Origin of the sequence: Microbulbifer pacificus (genome assembly GCF_033723955.1) — a bacterium.
GTDB lineage: Bacteria > Pseudomonadota > Gammaproteobacteria > Pseudomonadales > Cellvibrionaceae > Microbulbifer > Microbulbifer pacificus.
The window spans coordinates 3526345-3551153 of the sequence record NZ_CP137555.1; the positions used below are offsets into that span (position 1 = coordinate 3526345).

25 protein-coding genes are annotated in these 24809 nt (G+C 53.9%); 20 read left to right on the top strand and 5 right to left on the bottom strand.

All coding sequences use genetic code 11. From position 1 onward, the window contains the following. Position 1: 1 nt before the first annotated feature. From nhaC to R5R33_RS15035, 4 genes are all read right to left on the bottom strand, one after another. Positions 2 to 1492 carry a Na+/H+ antiporter NhaC gene (gene nhaC, locus R5R33_RS15020; RefSeq protein ID WP_318953513.1) on the bottom strand — a complete coding sequence of 497 codons (1491 nt, stop codon included), beginning with the start codon at positions 1490 to 1492 and terminating at the stop codon, positions 2 to 4. A 90-nt stretch (positions 1493 to 1582) separates the two neighbouring features. Then, the gene (gene arcA, locus R5R33_RS15025; RefSeq protein WP_318953514.1) at positions 1583 to 2851 is read right to left on the bottom strand and encodes an arginine deiminase; all 1269 of its coding nucleotides are present in this window, start codon (positions 2849 to 2851) and stop codon (positions 1583 to 1585) included. 13 nt (positions 2852 to 2864) lie between these two features. Then, positions 2865 to 4298, bottom strand: a complete 1434-nt coding sequence (locus R5R33_RS15030; protein ID WP_318953515.1) for a basic amino acid/polyamine antiporter — start codon at positions 4296 to 4298, stop codon at positions 2865 to 2867. Positions 4299 to 4406: 108 nt separating this feature from the next. Continuing rightward, entirely contained in the window at positions 4407 to 5699 is a 1293-nt protein-coding gene (locus R5R33_RS15035; protein WP_318953516.1) for a lipopolysaccharide biosynthesis protein, read from the bottom strand. 254 nt (positions 5700 to 5953) lie between these two features. Between R5R33_RS15035 and R5R33_RS15040 the strand changes: the two genes are divergently transcribed. The 5 genes from R5R33_RS15040 to R5R33_RS15060 all read left to right on the top strand — a co-directional run bounded on the left by R5R33_RS15040 (position 5954) and on the right by R5R33_RS15060 (position 15025). Continuing rightward, positions 5954 to 7258: an efflux RND transporter periplasmic adaptor subunit gene (locus R5R33_RS15040; RefSeq protein WP_318953517.1), complete on the top strand. Its 1305-nt coding sequence runs from the start codon at positions 5954 to 5956 to the stop codon at positions 7256 to 7258. A gap of 39 nt (positions 7259 to 7297) precedes the next feature. Then, on the top strand, positions 7298 to 10477 hold the full coding sequence (locus R5R33_RS15045; RefSeq protein ID WP_318953518.1) for an efflux RND transporter permease subunit: 3180 nt from the start codon (positions 7298 to 7300) through the stop codon (positions 10475 to 10477). A gap of 72 nt (positions 10478 to 10549) precedes the next feature. Then, complete coding sequence (locus R5R33_RS15050) at positions 10550 to 11170, top strand: NUDIX hydrolase (protein WP_318953519.1); 621 nt, start codon at positions 10550 to 10552, stop codon at positions 11168 to 11170. A gap of 72 nt (positions 11171 to 11242) precedes the next feature. Further along, entirely contained in the window at positions 11243 to 13051 is a 1809-nt protein-coding gene (locus R5R33_RS15055; protein WP_318953520.1) for an ABCB family ABC transporter ATP-binding protein/permease, read from the top strand. Between the two features lie 228 nt (positions 13052 to 13279). Next, positions 13280 to 15025 carry a dipeptidyl-peptidase 3 family protein gene (locus R5R33_RS15060; protein WP_318953521.1) on the top strand — a complete coding sequence of 582 codons (1746 nt, stop codon included), beginning with the start codon at positions 13280 to 13282 and terminating at the stop codon, positions 15023 to 15025. A gap of 41 nt (positions 15026 to 15066) precedes the next feature. On the opposite strand, the gene R5R33_RS15065 is transcribed toward R5R33_RS15060, so the two are convergent. Continuing rightward, the gene (locus tag R5R33_RS15065) at positions 15067 to 16050 is read right to left on the bottom strand and encodes an integron integrase (RefSeq protein WP_318953522.1); all 984 of its coding nucleotides are present in this window, start codon (positions 16048 to 16050) and stop codon (positions 15067 to 15069) included. A 332-nt stretch (positions 16051 to 16382) separates the two neighbouring features. Here R5R33_RS15065 and R5R33_RS15070 point away from each other — a divergent pair, with 332 nt between their 5' ends. From R5R33_RS15070 to R5R33_RS15140, 15 genes are all read left to right on the top strand, one after another. Then, on the top strand, positions 16383 to 16688 hold the full coding sequence (locus tag R5R33_RS15070; protein ID WP_318953523.1) for a hypothetical protein: 306 nt from the start codon (positions 16383 to 16385) through the stop codon (positions 16686 to 16688). A gap of 163 nt (positions 16689 to 16851) precedes the next feature. Beyond that, entirely contained in the window at positions 16852 to 17259 is a 408-nt protein-coding gene (locus R5R33_RS15075; RefSeq protein ID WP_318953524.1) for a GFA family protein, read from the top strand. A gap of 93 nt (positions 17260 to 17352) precedes the next feature. Next, positions 17353 to 17784: a hypothetical protein gene (locus tag R5R33_RS15080; protein ID WP_318953525.1), complete on the top strand. Its 432-nt coding sequence runs from the start codon at positions 17353 to 17355 to the stop codon at positions 17782 to 17784. A gap of 142 nt (positions 17785 to 17926) precedes the next feature. Continuing rightward, positions 17927 to 18196, top strand: coding sequence for a hypothetical protein (locus R5R33_RS15085; RefSeq protein WP_318953526.1), 270 nt, complete (start codon positions 17927 to 17929; stop codon positions 18194 to 18196). A gap of 177 nt (positions 18197 to 18373) precedes the next feature. Continuing rightward, complete coding sequence (locus R5R33_RS15090; protein ID WP_318953527.1) at positions 18374 to 18721, top strand: hypothetical protein; 348 nt, start codon at positions 18374 to 18376, stop codon at positions 18719 to 18721. Between the two features lie 136 nt (positions 18722 to 18857). Next, positions 18858 to 19265: a hypothetical protein gene (locus tag R5R33_RS15095; RefSeq protein ID WP_318953528.1), complete on the top strand. Its 408-nt coding sequence runs from the start codon at positions 18858 to 18860 to the stop codon at positions 19263 to 19265. Positions 19266 to 20312: 1047 nt separating this feature from the next. Continuing rightward, complete coding sequence (locus tag R5R33_RS15100) at positions 20313 to 20621, top strand: hypothetical protein (protein ID WP_318953529.1); 309 nt, start codon at positions 20313 to 20315, stop codon at positions 20619 to 20621. 183 nt (positions 20622 to 20804) lie between these two features. Next, positions 20805 to 21059 carry a hypothetical protein gene (locus tag R5R33_RS15105; RefSeq protein ID WP_318953530.1) on the top strand — a complete coding sequence of 85 codons (255 nt, stop codon included), beginning with the start codon at positions 20805 to 20807 and terminating at the stop codon, positions 21057 to 21059. A gap of 159 nt (positions 21060 to 21218) precedes the next feature. Then, entirely contained in the window at positions 21219 to 21536 is a 318-nt protein-coding gene (locus R5R33_RS15110; RefSeq protein WP_318953531.1) for a S1 RNA-binding domain-containing protein, read from the top strand. A gap of 144 nt (positions 21537 to 21680) precedes the next feature. Continuing rightward, a complete protein-coding gene (locus tag R5R33_RS15115; protein WP_318953532.1) occupies positions 21681 to 22190 on the top strand; it encodes a hypothetical protein in 510 nt (169 codons plus the stop codon). A 108-nt stretch (positions 22191 to 22298) separates the two neighbouring features. After that, the gene (locus R5R33_RS15120; RefSeq protein ID WP_318953533.1) at positions 22299 to 22658 is read left to right on the top strand and encodes a hypothetical protein; all 360 of its coding nucleotides are present in this window, start codon (positions 22299 to 22301) and stop codon (positions 22656 to 22658) included. 161 nt (positions 22659 to 22819) lie between these two features. After that, positions 22820 to 23374 (top strand): GNAT family N-acetyltransferase, encoded by a 555-nt coding sequence (locus R5R33_RS15125; protein WP_318953534.1) that lies wholly within the window; start codon positions 22820 to 22822, stop codon positions 23372 to 23374. 29 nt (positions 23375 to 23403) lie between these two features. Then, complete coding sequence (locus tag R5R33_RS15130; RefSeq protein ID WP_318953535.1) at positions 23404 to 23868, top strand: DoxX-like family protein; 465 nt, start codon at positions 23404 to 23406, stop codon at positions 23866 to 23868. Positions 23869 to 23900: 32 nt separating this feature from the next. After that, entirely contained in the window at positions 23901 to 24356 is a 456-nt protein-coding gene (locus tag R5R33_RS15135) for a hypothetical protein (RefSeq protein WP_318953536.1), read from the top strand. Positions 24357 to 24485: 129 nt separating this feature from the next. After that, positions 24486 to 24809, top strand: a complete 324-nt coding sequence (locus R5R33_RS15140) for a hypothetical protein (protein WP_318953537.1) — start codon at positions 24486 to 24488, stop codon at positions 24807 to 24809.

The window sequence follows — 24809 nt, forward strand, 5'->3', positions numbered from 1 at the left end:
CTCAGGCTTCGCGCTCCGGCTCTGGAGAGAGCGGCGTGTCCAGCTTCACCAGCTTGAAGCCGGTGTAGCCATACAGCACGCTGAGTGCCGGGCTCGCGATATTGAACAGGCAGAATGGCAAGTAGAGCAGTGTTGGCACCCCGAGTACCGCGGCCATAAAGGCGCCACAGGAGTTCCAGGGTACCAGCGGCGATGTCACCGTGCCGCAGTCGGCGGCGAGGCGCGACAGGTTTTGTGGCGCCAGGCCGCGTTTTGCAAACTCCGCGCGAAAAATACGGGTCGGCAATACCAGCGCGATGTACTGGTCACCTGCGACTACGTTGAGGCCAAAGGCACTGGCAAATACCGTCAGGAACAGACCGCCGATGGTTTTGGCGCGGTAAATCAGCGGGTTGATCAGTCGTTTGATCAGGCCAAATTCATCCAGCAGTGCGCCGAAGGTGACCGCCCCCATGATCAGCCACAGGGTGTGAAGCATGCTCGACATGCCGCCCCGGGACAGCAGCTGGTCTACATCGGCGACACCGGATTCCATGCGAAAACCGTTCGCCATTGCCTGCCAGATGGCTTTCACCGCGCCGCCGATGCCGAGACTTTCCTCACCGGCAAATCCGGCATAGACCGCTGGTTGCATAAAGGCACCCAGGATTCCGGCAAACATGGCCGACAGCAGCAGCGAGATTGACGCGGGAAATTTGCGAACTGACATTACGACCAGCAGCAACAGCGGCAACAGGTTCCATGCGGTAATCCGGTAAATGCCGTTGAGCGAATCCAGCTCCACCACTTTTTGCAATTCGGTCTGCCCCTCGGCATCGACGCGCCCGAGACCGAGCAGGGTAAAGATCACCGCGGCAAACAGAAACGCCGGTACCGAGGTCCAGAACTGGTTGCGGATATGGGTGTAGACATTCACCTTGACCATCTGCGAGGAGAGAATCGTGGTCTCCGACAGCGGTGAAAGTTTGTCGCCGAGGTAGGCACCGGAAATGACCGCGCCCGCGGTAATCGCGGTGGAGACTTCCAGCATGCTGGCGATCCCCACCAGCCCGACGCCGATGGTGCCGGCGGTGGTCCAGGAACTGCCGATGGACAGGGCAATCACACCGCAAATCACCGCACTGGCCACGTAATACCAGGTGGGCGACAGGGCCTGGATACCGTAGTAGACCAGCGTGGGTATGGTGCCCGACAGGTTCCAGGTACCGATCAGGGCGCCCACCGCGAGCAGAATGAAAATCGCACTGGTGATGGAAGCCAACGCCCCCTGGCCGGCCTTCTGCACCGATGCCCACGAGTGTCCGTTCTTCAGCGCAATCAGTGCGGCGACCATGCAGCACACGATCAGCGCCGTCTGGATCGGGCCATCCAGCGCCTGCATGCCGAACAGGGCCAGTGCGCCGCCGATGGATACTGCCAGCGTCAGCAGCGGGATCAGCGCATCGGCGAGAGAGGGCTCGCGGATTGTGGGAGGGGCACCCGACTCTGCCATGGTGGAGATTTCTCGTGTGGGCCGGTGGCCGGCGCTGGGCCGTCAGCTCGCACCCATTGACGGGGATGAAAAAATTCCGCAATCCATTGTTCAGAAATCGACAGGATCGCGCACGATCGGGCAGGTCATGCAGTGACCGCCGCCGCGACCGCGCCCGAGTTCGGCGCCGACGATGGTGACCACTTCAATACCTTCTTTGCGCAGCTGGGTATTGGTGTAGGTATTGCGGTCGTAGGCGAACACTACCCCGGGCTTTGCCGCCACCAGGTTGTTGCCGCTGTCCCACTGTTGCCGTTCCGACGCGTAGTGGTCGCCGCCGGTCTCGACCACGCGAATTTTTTTCAGGTGCAGTGCCTTGGCAACGACATCGACAAAGGGTTTCGTTTCCAGGGATACGTGCAAATTCTTGCCACTGTCGCCAGGGCGCAGAATCAGCGAGTGGACGTGATTCATGATTTCGGGATACAGCGTAACCACATCGCGGTCGGCGAAGGTGAATACGGTATCGAGATGCATGGCCGCGCGCAGTTTTGGCATCGCCGCCACGATCACCTGCTCCGCCGCTCCTTTTTCGAACAGTGCGGTGGCGAGTTGGGCAATGCCCTGGCGCGAAGTGCGTTCGCTCATGCCGATAAGCACAATACCGTTACCCACCGGCATCACATCGCCCCCCTCCACCGTGGCGAGGCCGAAGTTTTTGTCCGGGTCTCCCCACCAGACTTCAAATTTTTCCTTGGTAAACATCGGGTGAAACTTGTAGATGGCGGTGGTGAGGAACGTCTCCTCCTTGCGCGCCGGCCAGTACAGCGGGTTCAGGGTGACGCCACCGTACAGCCAGCAGGTGGTGTCGCGGGTATACAGTGTGTTTGGCAGTGGCGGTAGTAAGTATTCGGTGGCACCGTGGGCTTCGCGCGCAAGCTCCATGTAATCGGATTTGGAGAATTCATCCGGTAGGTCGATCACCGACAGGCCGCCAATGAGATATTCGGCCAGTTCGCGCGGTTGCAGGCTTTCCAGGTAGGCGCGCGTGTCCTCCATCATGCCGAGCCCCACATTGTTGGGCGTCACCTTTCGATCCAGTAGCCACTTGCGTGCTTCCGGAATCGCCACGGCCTCGGTCAGCAGATTGTGCATTTCTACCACTTCGACGCCGAAGTCGCGCATTTTGTTCATGAAGTCGAAATGATCGCGCTTGGCATTCTGCACCCAGAGTACATCGTCAAACAGCAGGTCGTCGCAATTGGTCGGGGTCAGGCGGGTGTGCGCCAGACTGGGGGCGCATACCATGACCTTGCGCAGCTGTCCGACTTCGGAGTGCACGCCGAGCGTGGCGGAGGATTTCGACTTGGAAGTAGCCATGGGAAAACTCTCTCTAGAGAACAATGGCACCGGTGACAAGTGAGTAGATACCGATGATGGCGCCGACCACAATGGCCGAAAACAGAATCAGCTCTGTGCGGGTAAATGTGCGCAGGTTCAGTTCCCGCCGCGCAACTACGAACAGCAAGGTGCCGGGCGCAAACAGGATGCAGGCCAGCAACACATACACCATGCCGCCGGCCAGTATCATGAAAAAGGTATACAGCGTGGCGATGATGCCAACGATCAGTTCGCGATTGCGCAGTCGTGCAGGGTCGGATTCATAGGTCTCGCGGGTGAACGCGAGCTTGAGCCCGTAACCAGCGACCAGCAGGTACGGGATCAGCGTCATGGCACTGGTCAGCTCCAGCGTCAGGTCGAATGCGTAGCGCGCGAAGATGGTGAGAATCAGGAAAATTTGCACCAGGCTGTTGGTCAGCCACAGGGCGGTGGATGGCACTCCGTTCTGGTTTTCGTGCCCGAATACCTTGGGGACCAGGTCGTACTTGGACGCGGTGAACAATGCTTCCGCACACAGCAGCGTCCACGCCAGATAGGCACCGAGTACGGAAACGATCAGTCCCGCGCTCACGAATATCGCGCCCCAGGTGCCGACCACCGCCTGCAGCACGCCGGCCATGGATGGCTGGCGCATTGACGCGATTTCCGGACGCATCAATACGCCGTAGGGCAGCAGAGTGACCAGGATCATCAGGCACAGTACGCCAATAAATCCCATCACCGTCGCCCAGCCCACGTCCGCGCGGTTCTTGGCGTAGCGGGAGAACACACTGGCGCCTTCCACGCCGATAAAAACAAACACCGTAACAAGCATGGTGCGGCGCACCTGGCTCATCACGTCGGAAAAATTGTAATCACCGCCGCCCCAGAAATTGTCTACGAACAGGTCTTTCTTGAACGCCATCGCCACAATAATGATGAACAGGATGATGGGAATGATTTTGGCAACGGTGACGATTCTGTTGATGGTTGCGGCCTGCTTGACCCCGCGCAGAATCATGAAATGGATAGACCAAAGAATAACCGAAGAAGAAGCCACGGCAGGGATGGTGTTGCCCTCGCCAAACACCGGTATGGCCGCGCCAAGCGTGGACTTGATCAGCACGAAATAGGTGGTATTACCGAGGCAACTGCCGGCCCAGAAGCCGAAGGCGGCCATAAAGCCGATGTAGTTTCCGAAGCCGTCTTTGGCGTAGGTAAAGATACCGGCATCCAGGTCCGGCTTGCGCACCGCCAGGCTTTGGAACACGAACGCCAGCATCAACATGCCGGTACCGGCAATGCACCACGCGATCAGCGCGCCGAACGGGCCGGTGGCATTGGCAAAGGTGGCCGGAAGCGAAAAGATACCGGCGCCGACCATCGAGCCGACGACCATGCCCATCATGGTCGTGCGCGTCAGATGCTGTTGGGACTCTGTGCTCATTGAAATACAGCCGGTAGATAACTGTTTTCAGTGTAGTTGCCAAGGTGAATTTGGGCGCCGGGCTGGTTCAAGGCGATTTGTTATGACTAGCACCTTTGATATAGCGACTTAATTGCGTGCGGCTTCGGCGGCGCGAACTTGGCGGTGGCTCGCCACGGAGAAATAGCCGTACAGTCCTAGCATCGAGATCATGTAGGCCACGGCCGCACCGGTCGCTCCCAGCCTGGGAACCATGATCAGCAGTAGCAGGGCCTGTAGCAGTGCGGCGAGTGCCAGAGCGGGAAAGATGATTCGGTTCTGCTTCTGGTGTTTCAGATAAATCGGTGCGACGCCCATGATAACGGTGGCCGAGGTGGTGATTGCGAGAATGCGGAAGGCGGGGGTTCCCTCTGTGACGAAATCCGGGTGAAAAAGACCGAGAATTTCCTCGGTGAAGGTCAGGGCGATTACCAGGAAAAGTCCCAGCGCAGGCAGCATCCACTGCAAGCGCTGGATGCGCAAGCGCTGCAGTGCGGCATGATCGCCGGTTTCCAGGATAATCGACATTTCCCGCGCATACACACGGTTCGTTGCCGCCGCCAGTACCGCAGCCAGGCCGGCAGTGGACAGGGCCGCGGCATAGGCACCAGTTGCCGCGGACGAAGGCTGTAGCCAGTCGAGCAGGATGATGACGATCTGCGCAATGATGCCCATGGACAGGCGATAGAACCAGAAGGGGCTCACGTCTCGCTGCCAGGAAAAGTCAATTTTCTCCGGGGGCCGGGCAGCAGGTCGCGATGGCCACGCCTTCTTCAACCAGTAGATTGCGAGCATCAGCCCAAAGCACCAGGCAATCAGCCAGCAGAGAATGCCGAGAGCGCCGCTTTTTTGTGACGTCGTGAGCAGCGCCACACCGATACACACCAGGGTGAGAGTGGGCACGACCAGATAGGTGACCGCGGCTGCGCGCACACAGTCGCCGGTGGCGCTGATCACGGCGCAGAGATAGTAGGTCAATGCGCCGAGGGGCAACGCGAACAGACCGTAATGGATGGCCTTCATGGCATCCGGTGAATATTCGCGAAGTTCCGTCGCCCACAGCAGCGTCAGCGCCGCGACCACAATAGAGCCAATGATCAGACGGGTTATGGAGAACACAAAATAGTGTGCTGCGTGGCCGTGATGCTGGCGGGCAAATTTTGCCGGCATCATTCTGATGGCGTATTTGTCCAGACCTTGTGAGGTGATTGCCAGGATCAGCAGGAATATCGCGACCGCTACCACATAGTTTTCGTACTCGTCCACAGACAGGTTGCGCGCCAGGATCAGGTTGATCAGGAAAATAACGCCGTGCCCAGTAAATGCGATGGCGGCCAGCTTGCCGACTTCACTGAAATGTTCACGTCTGGAGGCGATTAACATCGTATTTGACAACTGCCGGGTGCTGTTTGTATGACGAGCGCTGGGGCGTGGATATCCCGCGCAAAGTTTAGTCCGGTGTATCGCGGACACCGCAGCGCTCGAATATTTTCTAACCTGCGGGTCAGCGACTTCTCACCGTTTGCGCGCCTATCCGGTCTTTTGGCACACGCTTAGTCGCGCTGTGCGGTTTCGCAAGGTGTGCCATCTATAGTTGAAGCATGAGTCGTAGTGCTAAAGGCGGTGTGTTTTAGCTGATGTTCAGATCCCATTTTCCTGCGCCGTTCTCTGCTCTGTTTATTGCGGCGCTCATCTTTGTGTGCGTAAGTGCCTGCTCAGACAAAGGCAAGGACACGCCACCATCCAAGCCGCCACCGGTGGAAGTACTCGCGGTGCGCGCGCATCAGGTGATTCCCCGCTATGAATATGTAGGTCGGGTCGAGGCCACCGATGAATTCATGGTGAGGCCGCGGGTGGAGGGCTTTATCCAGAGCCGCAATTTTGTCGAGGGACAGATGGTGCAGGAGGGCGAGCTGCTCTATGTGATCGATCCCAGGCCATTTGTCGCCGCGCTGGAAAATCAGCGCGCGAACCTAGCCCAGGCACAGTCTGCGCTGGTGATCGCCGAGCGCAATTTCCGTCGCGGAAGTGAACTGGTGCGCACCGGCGCCATCAGCAAGGTGCAAATGGATGAACTCGCCGGTACTTACGAAGCGGCCCAGTCGCAGATGGAGGCGATGAAGGCGAATGTCGATACGGCCGAACTCAACCTGAGTTTCACCCAGATCCGTGCGCCACTCACCGGCATCATCGGTCGCAGCCAGTTTACCGATGGCTCGCTGGTAGGGCCGAACTCCGATCCGCTGACATCCGTCGTGCGCATGGACCCGATCTTCGTGAATTTTGAGGTCCCCGAGCACCGTCTGTTCGTGGTGCAGGAAGAGGCGGCGAGACGCCGCCAACAGGGGATCGCGCCGGAACGACGGGAGGTGCGTATCAAGCAGCCCAATGGGGAGCTCTATCCCCATCCCGGGATCATCGTATTTGTCGACAATCAGATCGACCAGACCACTGGCTCGGCGCTGGTGCGTGCGCGCTTCCCCAATCCCGAACATTTGCTGGTGCAGGGTCAGTTTGCACGGGTGGAAATCAGTGTTTTTTCCGGCAAGGACGCCATCAAGCCGCTGATCCCCCAGGCCTCGGTACAGGAGGATATGCAGGGGCGCTTCGTGTACGTGGTCGATGGCGAAAATATTGCGCGCAAGCGCTATCTGGAACTGGGGCAGCGGGAAGGGGAGCTGTGGGCCGTGGAGCAGGGACTCCAGCCGGGAGAGCGGCTTATCGTCAATGGTCTGCAGCGGGTTACGGCCGGTGAGCCAGTGACGCCGCAGAACACTGCGTTGAATCCCTACAAAGGATTGAAAACGGTAACGCCACCGGGCACCGCAAGCCCGGTGATGCAGCTGCCCGGTGAGGAAGTGCTGGAGAGGGGACGCGAAAAATCCGGTGCCGATGAATCGACACGGGGCAGGGAGCCGGATGCGTACCTTGACGGCAAGTAATCCCGGGCGGGCGGCGCGCTCGCGAAGGACACGTGGGCGATGATCAGCGCCACCTTTATCCGTCGTCCGCGCTTCGCGCTGGTCATTTCAATCCTGATCAGCCTGGCGGGGATATTGACCATACCGCTGTTGCCGATTGCGCAGTTCCCGGACATCGCGCCACCGACGATAAGGGTGAGTGCATCCTTCCCCGGGGCCAGTGCTGAAGTGATGCGCGACAGCGTGGCGATCCCCATCGAATCACAGGTCAATGGCGTGGAGGGGATGCAGTACATGTCCTCCACTAGCAGCAGCGACGGCACTTACAGCCTGACGGTCACCTTCGACAGCGGTTACGACGGGGACATCGCGCAGGTGAACGTACAGAACCGGGTGCAGCAGGCGACCCCAAGCCTCCCGGAGGAGGTGACCCGCAGTGGTGTGACGGTAGAAAAAAGATCCAACACCATATTGCTGGTGGTGAATCTACTCTCTCCAGAGAATACGTTCGATACGCTGTTTCTCGCCAATTACGGTGAAATATTTATCCGCGATGAACTGGCACGCCTCGATGGCGTCAGTGACGTGCAGATTCTCGGCGCCCAAGATTACTCGATGCGACTGTGGCTCAACCCCGACAAAATGGCTGCACTCGATGTGACCGCTGGCGATGTGATTGCCGCAGTTCGTGCGCAAAACCTGCAGGTAGCGGCCGGCAGTATCGGCGCACCGCCAATCCAGAAAGAGCAGCAATTCCAGTACAGCATTATCGCGCGGGGGCGACTGGAAAGCCCTGATGAATTTTCCAATATCAGTATCCGCTCAACACCCAACGGCGCCATTGTGCGCTTACGGGATATTGCACGCATCGAACTCGGTAGTTTGAGTTACGCCGCATTCGGGGAACTGGATAACAAGCCTTCGGCCGTTATTGCGGTCTATCAGCTGCCGGATGCCAATGCCCTGAATGTGGCAGATGCCGTGCGGGAAAAAATGGCGGAGCTTTCCAAGCGCTTCCCCGACGGTCTGAAGGCGGAAATCCTTTACGACACCACGGATTTTGTGCGCGCTTCCATTAAGGAAGTGGTGGAGACACTGGTAATTGCCTTGTTACTCGTGATTGTGGTGGTGTTTATCTTCCTGCAGGACTGGCGTGCGACGCTGATTCCCGCGATTGCGATTCCAGTTTCGCTGGTCGGTACCTTTGCGGTGATGTATGCGCTGGGAATGACGGTCAATACGGTGACGCTGTTCGCGCTGATTCTCGCCATTGGCATCGTGGTGGACGACGCCATCATCGTGGTGGAAAACACCCAACGGCTGTTGAGCGAAGGGCTGCCGCCGCAGGAGGCGACGATGGAGTCCATGCGCGAGGTGACCGGGCCGATCGTTGCCACTACTGCAGTGCTGTTTGCGGTATTCGTACCGGTCATGTTGATGCCGGGTCTGACCGGGAAAATGTATCAGCAGTTTGCCCTCACTATTTCCATTGCAGTCCTCATTTCCAGTATCAACGCCCTGACATTGAGTCCTGCGCTCAGCGCATTATTGCTGCGTCCCACCAAGGGCGAGGGCGAACACGGCGAGCGGTTGACGGGGGTATTCGGGTTTTTTAATCGCTTTCTACGCCGTGCCACCCATCTCTATATTCAGATCGTGGAATTCTGCGTGCGGCGCCCACTCATCGGGCTGGCGACGATTGCCGGTGCCGTTACCCTGTGTGCGTGGCTTTTTACCGCGGTGCCGACGGGGTTTATTCCCGATGAAGACCAGGGCTTCTTCATGATGAATGTGCAGTTGCCCGATGGTGCATCACTGCGGCGCACGGTGAATGTAGTGGAGGGGCTGAGCGACAATGTTCGCAAGCTGGATGGTGTGGCACACGTGATGGCTGTGCCTGGCTTCAGCCTGCTTTCCGGTAGTCTCACATCGAATACCGCGTTCATGATCGTGATACTGCATCCCTGGGAAGAGCGCACAACACCGGCGCTGAACCAGTTTGCAATCCTCGGCAAGGTGCAGCAGCTGGGCGCTGCGGTGTCCGAGGCACAAGTGCAGGCGTTTCCGGTACCGGCGCTGCCGGGCCTCGGTACCATCGGCGGCTTCGAATTTATTCTGCAGGATTTGCAGGGGCGGCCGATTCAGGAACTGGCTAATGTGCTCTATGCGCTGCTGGAAGAAGCCAACCAGCGCCCGGAGATCGGGCGCGCCTTCACCACTTATCAGGCTTCGACCCCGCAGTTGCAGTTAAATGTGGACAAGGACAAGGCTCACATCCTGGGGCTGCAGTTGTCCGATGTGTACCTCACGCTGCAGACGTACCTGGGCGGGTTCTATGTCAACGACTTCAACCGGTTTGGCAGGATGTTCCGGGTGATGGCGCAGGCCGATGCACAGTTTCGCGATGACGAGCAGGATCTGAACGGTTTTTTCGTGCGCGCCAATAGCGGTGGCCTGGTGCCGGTCAGCTCGGTGGCAGAAGTGGTGCCGAGCATCGGTCCACAGACGGTGAACCGCTACAACCTATACAACAGTATCAGTGTCAACGGCGTGCCGGCTCCGGGCTATGCCAGCGGCCAGGCGATGCGGGCCATGGAGGAACTGGGGGCGCAGTTGCCACAGGGCTACAGCTACGAATGGACCGGTTCCAGCCTGGAGGAAATCAGCGCCGGCTATGTGGCACCGATCCTGTTCTCACTCGCGGTGCTGTTTGCCTACCTGTTTCTGGTTGCCCAGTACGAGAGCTGGTCAATTCCGATCGCGGTACTGCTGGCGATTCCCATCGCCATCGGCGGCGGTCTGCTGGCGTGCTGGCTGATGGGGCATGAAAACAACCTCTATACCCAGATTGGCCTGGTGCTGCTGATTGCGATGGCGGCGAAGACGGCGATTCTTATGGTGGAGTTCGCCATGCTGCAGCGGGATTCGGGGAAATCGGTGCAGGAGTCCGCACTGGAGGCCACACGCCTGCGCTTTCGCGCGGTGCTGATGACGGCACTGTCGTTTGTGCTGGGCATTTTTCCGCTGGTCATCGCCACCGGCGCCGGTGCCGCCAGTCGCGTATCTCTCGGACTCGCGGTGTTCGGTGGCATGGTTGCTGCAAGTATCCTGTCGACGTTCCTGATACCGATTTATTACGCGCTGGTGCAGTCCGTGCGGGAGAAAGTAAAGGGTGGTCATAAACCCAAGCACCGGGGTGAGGAAGGGACGCGTTCATCATCCCCGGAACCACAGGGGTGAGGACCATCCGCAATCGGGGTATAGTTCTAGAAGTTTCGTATGCACCACCAGTGCAGGAAACGGTGCCAGAGTATGACAACGATGTTGAATATCATTGAACGACGGTTTGCCGCAGTGAAGGATGAATTGCAGGCAAAAGTACCCCGGGGGCCCGATCTTCACGGGCACGCGGCGGTCTTGCTGGCACTGACCGACGAGCCGGACCCGCAGGTCATCCTCACATTGCGCTCGCAACAGCTCTCCAGTCATTCCGGTGAAGTCTCGCTGCCAGGTGGTCGCTGGGACGAAACGGACCCCTCTCTCGAGTTCACGGCACTGCGGGAAACCCACGAAGAAATCGGTTTGCCCGCGGACCAGGTACGTGTTCTCGGTCCCCTGTGGACCCGAAATACCCGCTGGCAGGTGGCGGTCACCCCCTGGCTCGGTGTTGTCTCCCCGGACGCGGCGCTAACGCCCAATCCCGGCGAGCTGGATGCCATCTTCCGGGTGCCGCTATCCTACTTCTTCGATGACCCGCGTATCCGCACCGACCGCATCACCATCGACCAGCGCCGTATCTACCTCCCTGCCTACGAATACGAGGGGTTTGAGATCTGGGGCTTTACCGCCGGGGTGCTGACGGAGTTCCTGGTGCGGGTACTGGATGCGCCCATCGGGCGTCGCGACGACGTCCCGGTCAGAGCCTTGAGCTGATCGCGATTGCTGCACTAGGCCTTCTGGGCGCAGGCTCCGCTATACTGCGCGGCTGAATTGCCGAGATTGATCATGCCGAGACCCAAGTCCGCCGTCGCTCTGGAAGAAGTCCACTGGAGCGCGCTGAAAACCCTGTTCCCCTATCTGCTGGAATTCAAGCGCCCGCTGTTGCTGGCGCTGCTGTGCCTGGTCGGCGCCAAGGCCGCCAGCGTTGGCCTGCCATTCCTGCTCAAACATATCGTCGATGATCTCGACAGTGCGGGCGGTACTGCCGCGGCGATAGCCTTGCCGTTGGGACTGCTGCTCGCCTACGGTATTGTGCGCCTGTCCTCGGTACTGTTTGGCGAGCTGCGCGATACCATTTTCGGCCGCGTGACCGAGCGCGCGCAGCGTCGAGTCGGGCTCGAAGTCTTTCAGCATCTGCACCGCCTGGACCTGGATTTCCACCTCAACCGCCGCACCGGCGGCCTGTCGCGGGATATCGAGCGCGGCAATTCCGGTATCGGTTTCCTGATGCGTTTCATGGTGTTCAACATCGTGCCCACCCTGGTGGAAATCCTGATGGTGGTGGGGTTGCTGTGGTGGAATTACAGCGCCGCGTTTGCACTGCTGGTACTCGGTGCCGTGGCGGCCTATATCAGCTTCTCGGTGATCGCCACGGAGTGGCGCACGCGCTATGTGCGCGAACTGAACCAGGCGGAGTCCCAGAGCAGTAGCCGCGCGGTGGACAGCCTGCTGAACTACGAAACCGTGAAGTATTTTGGCAATGAACGGCACGAGGCGAGTCACTACGATCGCGAGCTGGAGACCTGGGAGCAGGCGCGCAGAAAAAATCGCCTGTCGCTGTTCGGCCTGAACGCGGGCCAGGCGTTCATTATCGCCGCCGCTATGTGCGGTGCCATGGTGATGGCCGCAGTAAATGTGACCAAGGGCATCATGACCATCGGCGACTTTGTGCTGATCAATGCGGTGATGATGCAGATATTTATCCCGCTCAATTTCCTCGGTTTCGTGTATCGCGAGATGAAGGGTGCACTCGCCAACATCGAAAAAATGTTCTCCATTCTCGAGGTAAAGCCGGCGATCGAAGACGTGCCTACCGCGGGAGGCCTTGCGGTGGCGCAGGGCAGTATCGAATTCCGCGATGTGCACTTCGGCTACAGTCGCGACCGGGAAATCCTGCGCGGCGTCAGCTTTACCGTGGCACCGAAGCAGAAGGTAGCCATTGTCGGCGCCAGCGGCGCTGGCAAGTCCACCCTGTTCAAACTGCTGTTCCGCTTTTACGACGTCAACCAGGGCAGCATTCTGGTGGATGGCCAGGACATCCGCGATGTCACGCAGGACTCCCTGCGCGGTGCCATCGGTGTGGTGCCCCAGGACACGGTGCTGTTCAACCAATCCATTCTGGAAAACGTGCGTTACGGTCGCGTGGATGCCAGCGATGCCGAAGTGATGGAGGCGATCCGCCACGCGCAGCTGGACAAATTCATCGGGCAGTTGCCGGAGGGGGCAGACACCATGGTGGGTGAGCGCGGCCTGAAACTGTCCGGTGGTGAAAAACAGCGGGTGGCCATCGCCCGCGCGCTGCTCAAACACCCGCCGATTATGGTGTTCGACGAAGCCACCTCCAGCCTCGACAGCCACTCCGAACAGGGCATTCTGCGCGCGTTGCAGGAGATTTCCCGCGAGCAGACCACACTGGTGATCGCGCACCGCTTGTCCACGGTTGTGGATGCTGACCAGATTCTGGTAATGGACCAGGGGCGCGTGGTGGAGCAGGGCAGCCACAGCGAACTGATCGCCACTGATGGCCGCTATGCCGAGCTGTGGCGAATGCAGCAGCGGGAGCGCGCACTGGATGCGGAAGCGCTGGCGCAGTGATACCGGTATAGCTGGATTTGTGGCGTGAATTGTCTTTTTGTTTCTTTGTTACACCACGTATTTTTCTGTGGTTGCCCATAATTGCAGTCGAATATCCGGCCGCGCGCGCAGGGCTGCCGTCATTGCTGGACATAATTCGGGGCCACATTTAATGTGGCGCGCAAGGCGCTGAGCCTCTCATGCAGAGTGCCTGGCCTCTTTCAAATAAAACTACAGGCAGGAATCAGAATGAAATCTGCAAATCGTATTGCATCGTTTGCCGCCTCTGCGCTGGCGCTCGCCATCTTCGCCGGCTGCTCTTCTGGCGAAAAAAACACCAGCAAACCGGAAGTCTCCACCCCAGCAGAAACCGCTGTGGTACAGCCCAAGGCTGATGCCTCATCTCCCGGCACCGGCCCCCAGACCGGCGCTATCGCCAAGGGCGTGGACCCATCGCGCTTCAACATTTATGCGCCGGTGGAACTGAATGCAGATCTCTCCTCCCTGTCGGATAACCAGCGCCAGTTGATCGGCAAACTGATCGACGCCAGTAAAATCATGGACCAGCTGTTCTGGCTGCAGTCCTATGGCCCCGCACAGGAACTGCTGAGCGGTATTGATGACAGTGCCGCGCGCAAATTCGCCGATATCAACTATGGTCCCTGGGACCGCCTGAACGACAACAAGCCGTTCATTGAAGGCTACGGCGACAAGCCACTGGGTGCGGAGTTCTACCCGGAGGACATGACCAAGCAGGAGTTCGAGGTCTGGAAACAGCCGGGGAAAGACGGCCAGTACTCTCTGGTGCGCCGCGGCGGTAACGGCAAGCTCGAGCTGGTGCCCTACCACGAGGCCTACAAAGCGGAACTGGAAAAGGCCGCAACCCTGCTGCGCGAAGCATCCGCCCTGGCAGAAGATGCCGAGTTCGCCGGCTACCTGAACCTGCGTGCCGACGCCCTGACCAGTGACCAGTTCCGCGCCAGTGATATGGCGTGGATGGACATGAAGAACAACCGCATCGACGTGGTGATCGGCCCGATCGAAAACTACGAAGATCAGTTGTTTGCCTACCGCACCGCCTATGAGGCCTATGTGCTGCTGAAAGACATGGCGTGGAGCGAGAAACTGGCCAAATTTGCCGCTTTCCTGCCGGAACTGCAGCGCGGCCTGCCGGTGGATGACAAGTACAAGGCGGAAACCCCCGGAACCGATTCCGACCTGAACGCCTACGACGTGCTCTACTACGCGGGCCACAGCAACGCCGGCTCCAAGACCATCGCCATCAACCTGCCGAACGATGAAGAAGTGCAGCTGCAAAAAGGCACCCGTCGCCTGCAGCTGAAAAACGCGATGCGCGCGAAGTTCGACCAGATCATGGTGCCGATCAGCGCACTGCTGATTGCGGAAGACCAGCGCAAGCACATCACGTTTGATGCGTTCTTTGCCAATACCATGTTCCACGAAGTGGCACATGGCCTCGGTATCAAGAAGACGGTAACCGACGGTGCGAACGTTCGTCAGGCGCTGAAGGAAACATCTTCCGCGCTGGAAGAGGGCAAGGCGGATATCCTCGGCCTGTACATGATCACCAAGTTGCACGAAAAGGGTGAGCTGGCAGAGGGCGAGTTGATGGACAACTACGTCACCTTCCTAGCCGGTATTTTCCGCAGCGTACGCTTCGGTGCCGCCAGTGCCCATGGCAAGGCGAACATGATGCGCTTCAATTTCTTCAAAAATGAAGGCGCCTTCACCCGCGATGAAGCCACCGGCCAGTACAGTGTCGACTTCGAAAAAATGCAGGCAGCGATGACCAAGTTGTCCAACCTGATCCTGACCGTGCAGGGTGATGGCAACTACACCAAGGCAGTGGAACTGCTGGACGGCATGGGCGTGATCAGCCCTGAGCTGCAGTCCGACCTGGATCGCCTGGCCGATGCGGATATTCCCGTGGATGTGACCTTCATCCAGGGTAAAGAAGTTCTGGGTATCAAATAACCCGGATCTGACGTCTGATGCTGCGCTGAGTCGTTCGTGACTCAGCGCAGATAATCAAGCGGGCTGATCGTTCCTTCCTTGTGCTTACCCACCACGTGGGTATAAATCATCGTCGTACTCACATCGCTATGGCCCAATAGCTCCTGTATATCCCGAATACTGGTTCCAGCGACAAGCAGATTGGTCGCAAAGGAATGACGGAATGTATGGCAACTGGCCATTTTTGCAATTCCGGCCTGTTTGATTGCCCGCCTTACCGCGCGACGTATCTGCTGCTCCCGCATATGGTGCCTCCGCACCACTTGGGTGATCGGGCACAAAGCGCGATTTTGCGCGGGAAATACATAAAGCCATTCAATCCCGGCCTCACGATGAGACACGGATGGCCTTCCCGGCACATAAATCGTGCCAAAACCCTCTTCAAGATCGCGACGGTAGAGCGCCGTCGCCATTTCGACCTGCGCCTTTAGCGAAGCAAGCAGTGACTCTGGCAATAGCGTGTTACGCCACTTCTCGCCCTTGGACTCTCGCACTATCAGCGAACAACGGTCAAAATCCAGGTCGCGCACCCGTAATCTCGCAGCCTCCATCACCCGCAAACCCGACCCATACATCAGCGAAGCCGCGAGCGATGCGGGGCCAGACATCAGCGACAAGACTTGCGTTGCCTCCTCGTGGCTGAACACCTCAGGCAACTTGCGCCCTTTTTTTGCGCGGCTAAACTGTAGCGGTTCAATATCCAGCCGCAAAAACTGACGATAAAGAAACACCACGGCATTCAGCGCAATCTTCTGCGTGTTTACCGACACCGAACGATCGCACACAAGATGCGATAGCCATTGGTCGATTTGCTTCGCCCCCAAGTGCTCTGGCCGCTGCATCCCGTGGAATCGAATGAAATCCCGAATCCAGTGACAGTAACTATCTTCGGTCCGGTAGGCCAACCTCTTTGCCCGCATAAAAGCGCGCAATCGATCCATAAAGCGCACCGGTGGGGTTGGAATAGGGCGGGGTAAATATTCCATAAGACCTTCTATGCTGGTTATACATACAGTATTGTGCACACTTCGGTCAATTTGCCAATTACAAGCGATTACACTGTCCTTTAAATCGGGAGATTCGAATAGATTTAATTTTTTTCTTTATTAATCAATGTGTTATAGAAATTTTGCGGTCTTGGGGATAGTGGGCAGGGGGATCGGCTTTGCTGAAACGAGTAAGGACATAAGATTGGCGGAAATCTTGACGCCACGGGCGCTGGAGGCGCATCCTTGGATCAAATAATCAAAGGGGATAGTGGGCAGATGGAAATCGATCACGTCGCCCACTAATTAACTGTTAGCAGTCAGAGCAAGTTATGAAGATAAAATTGGCGCTGAGCTTCTTCTTGGGTTGTTGCTGTACATTTTTACTCTTCTTATTCATGACTGGTCTTGTTGATGCACAAGGCAAAGGTGCCGAAGCAGATAATGAGTATGGTGCTTTAAATGAGGGCGTTGTTTGCGATTTCCCCTTGGTGCCAGAAGTTACTTTGGTCGAAGAAAAGTGCACTTGCTGGTATTTAGGTGATGGAAAGGGCTTTCAAGGATTAGGGGCAGGTTGTAATGCACTTAGCATGACAGAAGAGACATTCGGTAAGCTCCCAAAGTGCAGCGCTAGGTAAAACTGCTAACAAAGCCAGGCAGTTTGCTACGGGCCTTCGGCCCTCCGCTGGACAGCTTACCTTGTGCGCGTTTTGCGCAGGTCGCTTCGCTCCCATTTTTGCGCAAAACGCGCACAAGGCAAGCTGCCCCTGCTGGCGGCGTTATGTGCTTTAAGGAGAGGCTATGCCGATAAATCTCAAGGAAGTTGATGGTGTGCAAATTAAACCGAAGCACAAAGCAACTTGCCATTGCGGCGCAGTTGAATTAGAGCTTTCTCTTCCAGATGGTTTAGTTGATGTACGTCGCTGCGATTGTTCACTTTGTCGTCGCCGTGGCGCAATTGTCACATCAGTTCCACTTTCCGGTATTAATATTCTAAAAGGTAGCGAGCACCTCAAGCTCTATCAATTCAACACAAAAACAGCGAAGCATTATTTTTGCTCCAACTGCGGTATTTATACGCATCATCAACGCCGCTCAAATCCGTCTCAATATGGTTTCAACGTGGCGTGCCTTGAGGGCGTCAATCCGCTCAAAATTAGCGGGGTTCCAACTTATGATGGTGTTAATCACCCAGCGGATCGCAAGTAATGCACATAACAATTACAAGCAACGGGACCGCCAAACGCTGCGCATTCGTCGGCCCCTGTTGTAGGCGTTAGGCATCAGGAGTTAAGTCGTAGCATGAGGCTTGGAGAAAAATATACTCCGCTTGTAAAAACGGCAACGGTAACCGCAGTCCTTATAAGTGCCGGTATGCTGGTTCTCATGCCAGTATTGCTCATTTTGAAGGGGGCTAATTTCTCTATGTGGGTTTCAGCATACGGAAAGGTGATATCTATTTCCTTTGTGCTGGGGGCGCTAGCAATTTTTATGGCTTGGCTGCGCTGTGAACTGATTTCATCTAGTTTGCCGCGATTTCTAGCCGCAGTAATATTTGGTATTTTAAGTCCTGTGCTATTTGTAATATTTTTAGGTATAGCCACGTATTTTCAAGATGGCGTATTTCTAAAAGAAGATATGAGTAATGAGGGGCTAAAAAATATTGGTCTAATATTTGGGCTGCTTGGTCCTTTATGCTTTGTAATGTACTTTGGTGGAGCTAAAAATGCCTAACAATTCGCTGCATCCGACGTCTTACTTTATGCGGCTTTTGCACGGGCGCTACGCGCCTATTTTCGCGCAAAAGCCGCATAAAGTAAGCCGCTGCTGAGCGAGGCGTTATGCGGCCATTAGACGGAATCCATAAAATCGAATAATGAAAAGTAATTTTCTTCGGGCGTTTAAAGCTTATAGAGACCTGGCACTGTTCGTTCTTCTGGTGGCGGGATCTTCAGTACTCGGAGTTTTTGTCTTTAGGCTGGTAGTGTCAGGGTTTTCAGAAAATTTTTTGAGTCTGGATTATGTGATCACACTAGTAAAAATTATTATGGCCTTAGTCATTTTATTGCCAGCAGTGATCTTAAGCGTTGTCGGTATTTTTTTGGTTGCATTCAAGATGTTTGGCGCCGAAACCAAAGTGAAATAGCATGTGCTCTAGATCATCGCATAACAAAGCGAGGCATTTCGTTCCGGCCCTACGGGCCTCCACCGGACAGCTTACTTTGTGCACTTTACGCGCAGGTCGCTTCACTCCCATTTTTGCGCATAAAGCGCCCAAAGCAAGCTGCCGCTGCTCGCGGCGTTATTTACAAGGAGAGATAATATGTTTTTCCCGAAAAGGATTGAGACGGAAGAGGAAGTAATTGTGAGATCCAATTTGTACGGATTTGCTATTGGATTTTTGTTCGCAAATGCTTCCTACTTTTTGCAAGACGCAAGTTTTTCTGGTGTTAGTGCAGAATTTGTAAAGACTGCTGAAGTAGTTTTCATGCTTTTAGGTTATGCGATCTTGGGAAGGTACATCTACTTGGTATATGTAAATACATCAGACATAAGAAAAGCAGCTAAAAAAGGTCTAAATATCCGTGTCTCAGGGAGCCCATTCAGCATAAAAAACCCAGTAGAGCACAGGTATTTAAAATCAGAATTACGTGCCAGTATAGATAAATAACAATCACAGGCAGGTTGCTACGGCCCTTCGGGCCTCCGCGGGACGGCTTACTTAGTGCACTTTGTGCGCGGGTCGCTACGCTCCCATTTTCGCGCAAAAAGCGCACTAAGTAATCCGCCCCTGCTGTGGGCGTTATATGCCCAAGGTAGCCATGAAGAAACTTGCCGTACTTACGATTTTTTTGAGTTCTTTTGGAGCTTTAGCCGAGTGCCCCCAGCAACGAGATTTGGATATACAAACTGAAGTGAAAGTGGGTGGTGTGCAGGCTGGTGGCAATCACGGTTACATGGATGTTGTTACCATATCTGCGCCGAGTTCAGTTGAAGGAATACCTTTCCAGAATATTCAATTGACGTACGGTGAAGTTTCGGAATACTGGCTGCCTCTCGCAACCAAAAATACTGGAAGTCGGGTGTTAGCAACGTTAAGTGGCTATTCGGAATCTATCAAAGTATTTGAGTTCTGGGTTAATTACTCTGATGGGACATGTGCGCTTTACCAAGCAGGATCCATAGCAGGTGCATATAACAATCACGGGCAGTGAAGCTCCGGCCCTTCGGGCCTCCGCGGGACGGCTTACCTTTTGCACGTTTTGCGCGGGTCGCTACGCTCCCATTTTCGCGCAAATCGCGCATAAGGTAATCCGCCCCTGCCGTGGGCGTTAGCTGCACTGAGTAGATTCATGAGAAAAAAACAATATACAGCATCAGAAATTTACGAAGAAATTGGACCGAACCTGGTGAGCTGCTGGATTACCTCATATTTAATGGGAGTTCTCTTTCTAGGATCTCTTGCTTCCACATTACTAGGTGGTATTGGCTACGATACGATATTGCTAGTTTTCTCGGGGTTAATTCTCGTCCAAGCCATACGCGGAATTATAAAATTAAGAGGGTTGCGTGTGAGACTTCAGAACGATCCAGAATCGGTTCGTATGTCAGATGTACTATCTGCACCGAGTTTTAAGGGTATTTACGCCTTCGTCAGGTAGCAGCTAACAAACACAGGCAGTTTGCTACGGCCCTTCGGGCCTCCGCGGGACGTCTTACCTAGTGCACATTTTGCGCAGGTCGCTACGCTCCCATTTTTGCGCAAAAGGCGCACAAGGTAAGCCGCCCCTGCTGTGGGCGTTAGGCTATCGCTTATCAGAGAGCAGAATTTTGAAATTCTTTAACATATCTTTGTTTTTTCTCTCGAGTTTTGGCTTCTTCGCTCTGCTTACAACCGTGTCATATTTGTATTGGCGTATTCAAAGTACTGGGGTAGCCGATGGCATGGTCTATGCCGGCTTTCCCGTAAGGTTTATGTCTAGTGGTGGGATATCAGGACGGGCTACTTTTTCACTCGCTCATCTGCTTATAGATATTGCGTTTTCGCTACTGGTAGTCGGTGCTCTATGGTACAAAGGTGGCCTACGTGCCAAGCACAAGCCTAACAATCACGGGCAGTAAAGCTACGGCCCTCCGGGCCTCCGCGGGACGGCTTACCTTATGCACGTTTTGCGCGGGTCGCTTCGCTCCCATTTTCGCGCAAATCGCGCATAAGGTAAGCCGCCCCTGCCGTGGGCGTTAGTGGCATAAGAGAACGCGTCATGGAAAATAGTGGCTCTATAAAAATTTTGTCGGTTATTTATATGATTTTTTTCGGAGCCTTCACTATTGCAGCTCTGCTAAACACGAATATTCAAGGCTATCAGCTAGAAGCTATCTACGATGTGTGGGTGCCACTGGCTTTTTTTGTGATCTCATTTGGTATATTTAGAATGACAAAGTGGGGGCGTTTGTTAGGTTACCCTGTTTCGTTAATGCTATTGCCGGGAGTTCCAATAGGAACTATCTTCGGTGGTTTCATGATCTGGCAATTAACCAAATATCGCCAAGGCTTCACTCGGTGGTTATAGTTGCCACTAACAAGGCCAGGCAGTTTGCTCCGGGCCTTCGGCCCTCCGCGGGACAGCTTACCTTATGCACATTTTACGCGGGTCGCTATGCTCCCATTTTCTCGCAAAATGAGCATAAGGTAAGCTGCCCCTGCTGGCGGCGTTATGCGTCATGAGCTAATCAAAGGAAAAGGAGATTCAGATATGAGCTGTAAAAATGCTAGCTTTCTAACAATTGTGATAGCGTCAGCTGTTGTAATACTTTTGTTTGCGCAGGCAAACAGAAAAAATGAAAGTCAATTACTTACTCAAATAGCGCGTAATGAAGTCCAAATTCGTGAATTAGAGAAAAAAATAAAGACTTTAGATAATCGGTTGGGCAATGTTGAAGTAGGGTTGGGTGAAGCACAATCACAGCTTGAGTGGAAAGTGCAGCCCTTAGCTTCAGAGTCAAAATAGTACCTTGGAGCTGCTTCACGCATAACAAAGCCAGGCAGTTTGCTACGGGCCTTCGGCCCTCCGCGGGACAGCTTACCTTGTGCGCGTTTTGCGCAGGTCGCTGCGCTCCCATTTTTGCGCAAAAAGCGCACAAGGTAAGCTGCCCCTGCTGGCGGCGTTATGTTCCAGGGAGATAGCCGGATCAACGAGAAAGACATCCTATGGGAAGAGCTCAAATCTAAATGTCCAATAGGCACAAAGATCAAAGGTAAGGTCGTCGATGTAACACATTTCGGCTTGTTCATCGATATTGGTTACGGCCATCGACCAAGCAAAGAGCTCACAGGAATCATAGAAATCGTTGCCTCAAAGAGCTTGCCGAAAGATATGGCTCTTTGGCCAAAGGTTGGGGATTTTGTTATTGGGGAGGTATTCTTTTTTCGCGAAAATCTTAAAGAGGTAGATCTCCGGTTGGTAAGTGTCGCAAGTAAAGAGTAAAAACATAACAAACACAGGCAGTGAAGCTCCGGCCCTACGGGCCTCCGCGGGACGTCTTACCTTATGCACGTTTTGCGCAGTCGCTACGCTCCCATTTTCGCGCAAAACGCGCATAAGGTAAGCCGCCCCTGCTGTGGGCGTTAGATGGATCGTATGGATCGCGAATACCACAAATTATGGTACAGGCTGGACGGAAGCGATTATTACCTCATCTGGTATACAACCGAGATAGATGGCATATTCGTGGATTCGGAAGGGCGTGTGCCAGTGTTTCGCCGTGAGGGTAGCCTGGAAAATTATGCTATGGAGCGCGGCCTAGAGATTACGCCCGGTGAGCCAATACTCCATGACCTTGAGAAAATTAATTGTTGGCTTGAAGCAGAATTTGGAGAGAACCTTGAGTATGAATGCATCTTGAATGCTTGGAATATGTTCGATGACGTCTTTAAATCTATAGGAAAAACGTTTTCGTCTAAGTCAGAGCTAGAGAATTCGATATATGACAAGCTATTTTATGGCAGTAATTTGCCTGTGATTACACCAAAGGGGCAGCGCTACGATCCTGTCTGGACCTTTGCTGAAATTAGCTTTATCAGAACAGCAATGGAATTAGGTATAGAGCAGCTCAGGACGTCGGCGTACTGCCAAGACTAGCGTAAGATCCATCTAACAAGCGGTTGCAAACGCCGCGAAAGACGCGGCTGGGACGGCTTACGCGACGCTCCAGCCGCCCCTGAACCGAGCTTTACGTGAGGATATAGTATGAACATCGAAATTGTTTTAACGCTAATAATTTTGGTTTTAGTTCCGATAATTGTCGTAGTGTTGATGCTGGTAGATGCTTATAAGCAGCGAGACGATGCTAAAAAAGCATTTGGCACACTTTCAAGTTTTGAAAAGAAATCTTTGTGGTTCGGGCCAGCTTTGTTGTTGTCCGCTGCAACATTGGAGAACTTGTATGGTGAGGACCAGATAATTCTCAATGTTTTTATATCTCTTATTCAAACAATAGGAACCTCGGTTTTTGTGATCGGAGCTATTAAATTTGTTAAAGAGGTACATAATGCTCAAGAACAAAAGCCCTCTCGCTCTGAGAGTACAGCAGGACAGCCAGACTCTTAGTTTCGAGGAGCGGTGCTACATTTTCCACGTAACAAAGCGCTGCAACCCGACGTCTAACTTTGTGCACTTTATGCGTGGTCGCTTCGCTCCTATTATCGCGCATAAAGTACACAAAGTTAGACGCGGCTGAGCGCGGCGTTATGCTTCATGGAGTGAAACTCATGCAATTTCCTGTCATTGAAAGTAAGAGATTGCTCTTATCTGACTTCAATGCGAGTGATGAAACTGCGGTCTTCCGTCTATTTTCTGATAACTCGGTAATCGAACATTATGATTTGTCTGCGTTTACGAGCGTCGAGCAAGCTCGAGAGTTAATTAAGTTTTTTCAATCCCGTTATGAAGATAAGTCAGGAATTCGCTGGGCTATTCGGTTGAAGGATACTGGCCAGCTTATTGAAACCTGCGGCTTCAATTCTTGGAGCCAGAAAATGAAAAATGCCGTGATTGGCTATGATCTTATGCCTGCATATTGGGGTAGCGGTTACGCTATCGAAGCCGTTCGATCAATCGTCCTAGCCGCATTCGAAGGTCAATTACCCTGTGGTTCCATCCATAGAATTCAAGCTGACACTGTGCCGGGAAATCACGGCTCAGAGACGTTGCTTAATAGGTTAGGATTCAAAGAAGAGGGGATGCGTCGTGACGCTGGCTATTGGAAGGGTAAATTTCATGATCTCAATTGCTTTGGTTTGCTTCGTACCGTATTCAAAGCATAATTAACTGTTATGCGTCATAAAGGAATACCATGAGCGCACCTGAAATATGTCGTTGGATCATCGGTGGTAGCTGGATCTATCATGGTCTTATGCCAAAAATTATTCAGATCGCTCCGCTAGAACAAGCAATGACAAAAAAAATTGGCTTTGGTGAGGATGTATCGTATTTAATTACTAAGGCGGCAGGAGTCGGTGAAATTTTATTTGGCATAGCATTTATAATTTTCTACCGCTCAATATTAATGAACATGGCTAGCATGGTTGCATTGTCTGCTCTATTAATTTTTGTTGCATTTAGTTCTCCTCAGTTATTGATGGAGGCTTTCAATCCTGTAACTACAAATATTCCATTGATCGCGTTGAGTGCAATTATCATTATGGAGCTTCGTAGTGCCGAGCCGCATAACAAGGCGCTGCAGGCCGACAGCTTACTTTATGCACTTTTTTCGCGGTCGCTGTCGCTCCCATTTTCGCGCAAAACGCGCACAAAGTAAGCTGCGGCTGAGCGCGGCGTTAGGCTAGAGTCATGAGAAAAATTGCATTTTTAATATCTTTATTAATTCTTTCCTTCGGTGTGGTCGCGAAAGATGTGGCTGTCCAACCAGAAGGCAGCGGATGGAAAATTACTAAGCCAAAAGAATGGAAGTTACAAGCGGATGATGATTTATGGTCATTCTATAGAGAAAATGGTGCTGGCGCTTTACAGATAAGTATCTACAAATTTAAAAGTACAATTTCAGAGCAGCAATTCTTGAGCATTGCTGAGGAAAATAATCTCAGTGGTGCGCCCCTAGATGTAATCCAAGTTCAATCATTCCCTGCTTTAACAGCAAAGTATGTTGATTCTGGCGTATATTGGAAAGTTTGGTACATAGCAATCGATAACGAATTTTTATTTATAACTTATAACTGTGAAGTAAAGAACAAAGCGCTTGAGGAGAAAGCCATTAATGCCATGGTTCAGTCAATTCGAAAAGCCTAACAATGTGCTGCAGCCGACGTCTTACTTTATGCACCTTTTGCGCGTTCGCTGCGCTCCCATTTTCGCGCAAAATGCGCATAAAGTAAGCCGCGGCTGAGCACGGCGTTAAGAGTAAGAGTAATAAGAAGCATGGATGAGTCGATAAAGTCCGCTTATAGGCATCTTGGGCTAACTGGCTATGCTGCGATTCAAAGCATTTCTTCCAGTTTAAAAGTCGGATCCTTTAATCTTGGTACAGCTGGTCACGCAAATACTTCGCTAAAGTTGATAGCTTCATTATCGGAATGGTTCGGCTCACTTATGTCTGCCAATGTCTCTGATTTTCGCGAGTTCAGCGAAGAAGAGTTTTGGGCGCGCCACCAGTCAATTTGTGAATCCTATCCTGGTTATAACCTTGAGGTTTACAAAGACCTATTTGAGGACAGTGCAAACCATGGCCGTGGTAACTCTTAA

Excerpts from the sequence above, each read along its gene's own strand:
- nhaC (WP_318953513.1), bottom strand. The coding sequence starts at position 1,492 with ATGGCAGAGTCGGGTGCCCCTCCCACAATCCGCGAGCCCTCTCTCGCC.
- arcA (WP_318953514.1), bottom strand. The coding sequence starts at position 2,851 with ATGGCTACTTCCAAGTCGAAATCCTCCGCCACGCTCGGCGTGCACTCC.
- R5R33_RS15030 (WP_318953515.1), bottom strand. The coding sequence starts at position 4,298 with ATGAGCACAGAGTCCCAACAGCATCTGACGCGCACGACCATGATGGGC.
- R5R33_RS15035 (WP_318953516.1), bottom strand. The coding sequence starts at position 5,699 with ATGTTAATCGCCTCCAGACGTGAACATTTCAGTGAAGTCGGCAAGCTG.
- R5R33_RS15040 (WP_318953517.1), top strand. The coding sequence starts at position 5,954 with ATGTTCAGATCCCATTTTCCTGCGCCGTTCTCTGCTCTGTTTATTGCG.
- R5R33_RS15045 (WP_318953518.1), top strand. The coding sequence starts at position 7,298 with ATGATCAGCGCCACCTTTATCCGTCGTCCGCGCTTCGCGCTGGTCATT.
- R5R33_RS15050 (WP_318953519.1), top strand. The coding sequence starts at position 10,550 with ATGACAACGATGTTGAATATCATTGAACGACGGTTTGCCGCAGTGAAG.
- R5R33_RS15055 (WP_318953520.1), top strand. The coding sequence starts at position 11,243 with ATGCCGAGACCCAAGTCCGCCGTCGCTCTGGAAGAAGTCCACTGGAGC.
- R5R33_RS15060 (WP_318953521.1), top strand. The coding sequence starts at position 13,280 with ATGAAATCTGCAAATCGTATTGCATCGTTTGCCGCCTCTGCGCTGGCG.
- R5R33_RS15065 (WP_318953522.1), bottom strand. The coding sequence starts at position 16,050 with ATGGAATATTTACCCCGCCCTATTCCAACCCCACCGGTGCGCTTTATG.
- R5R33_RS15070 (WP_318953523.1), top strand. The coding sequence starts at position 16,383 with ATGAAGATAAAATTGGCGCTGAGCTTCTTCTTGGGTTGTTGCTGTACA.
- R5R33_RS15075 (WP_318953524.1), top strand. The coding sequence starts at position 16,852 with ATGCCGATAAATCTCAAGGAAGTTGATGGTGTGCAAATTAAACCGAAG.
- R5R33_RS15080 (WP_318953525.1), top strand. The coding sequence starts at position 17,353 with ATGAGGCTTGGAGAAAAATATACTCCGCTTGTAAAAACGGCAACGGTA.
- R5R33_RS15085 (WP_318953526.1), top strand. The coding sequence starts at position 17,927 with ATGAAAAGTAATTTTCTTCGGGCGTTTAAAGCTTATAGAGACCTGGCA.
- R5R33_RS15090 (WP_318953527.1), top strand. The coding sequence starts at position 18,374 with ATGTTTTTCCCGAAAAGGATTGAGACGGAAGAGGAAGTAATTGTGAGA.
- R5R33_RS15095 (WP_318953528.1), top strand. The coding sequence starts at position 18,858 with ATGCCCAAGGTAGCCATGAAGAAACTTGCCGTACTTACGATTTTTTTG.
- R5R33_RS15100 (WP_318953529.1), top strand. The coding sequence starts at position 20,313 with ATGGAAAATAGTGGCTCTATAAAAATTTTGTCGGTTATTTATATGATT.
- R5R33_RS15105 (WP_318953530.1), top strand. The coding sequence starts at position 20,805 with ATGAGCTGTAAAAATGCTAGCTTTCTAACAATTGTGATAGCGTCAGCT.
- R5R33_RS15110 (WP_318953531.1), top strand. The coding sequence starts at position 21,219 with ATGTTCCAGGGAGATAGCCGGATCAACGAGAAAGACATCCTATGGGAA.
- R5R33_RS15115 (WP_318953532.1), top strand. The coding sequence starts at position 21,681 with ATGGATCGTATGGATCGCGAATACCACAAATTATGGTACAGGCTGGAC.
- R5R33_RS15120 (WP_318953533.1), top strand. The coding sequence starts at position 22,299 with ATGAACATCGAAATTGTTTTAACGCTAATAATTTTGGTTTTAGTTCCG.
- R5R33_RS15125 (WP_318953534.1), top strand. The coding sequence starts at position 22,820 with ATGCAATTTCCTGTCATTGAAAGTAAGAGATTGCTCTTATCTGACTTC.
- R5R33_RS15130 (WP_318953535.1), top strand. The coding sequence starts at position 23,404 with ATGAGCGCACCTGAAATATGTCGTTGGATCATCGGTGGTAGCTGGATC.
- R5R33_RS15135 (WP_318953536.1), top strand. The coding sequence starts at position 23,901 with ATGAGAAAAATTGCATTTTTAATATCTTTATTAATTCTTTCCTTCGGT.
- R5R33_RS15140 (WP_318953537.1), top strand. The coding sequence starts at position 24,486 with ATGGATGAGTCGATAAAGTCCGCTTATAGGCATCTTGGGCTAACTGGC.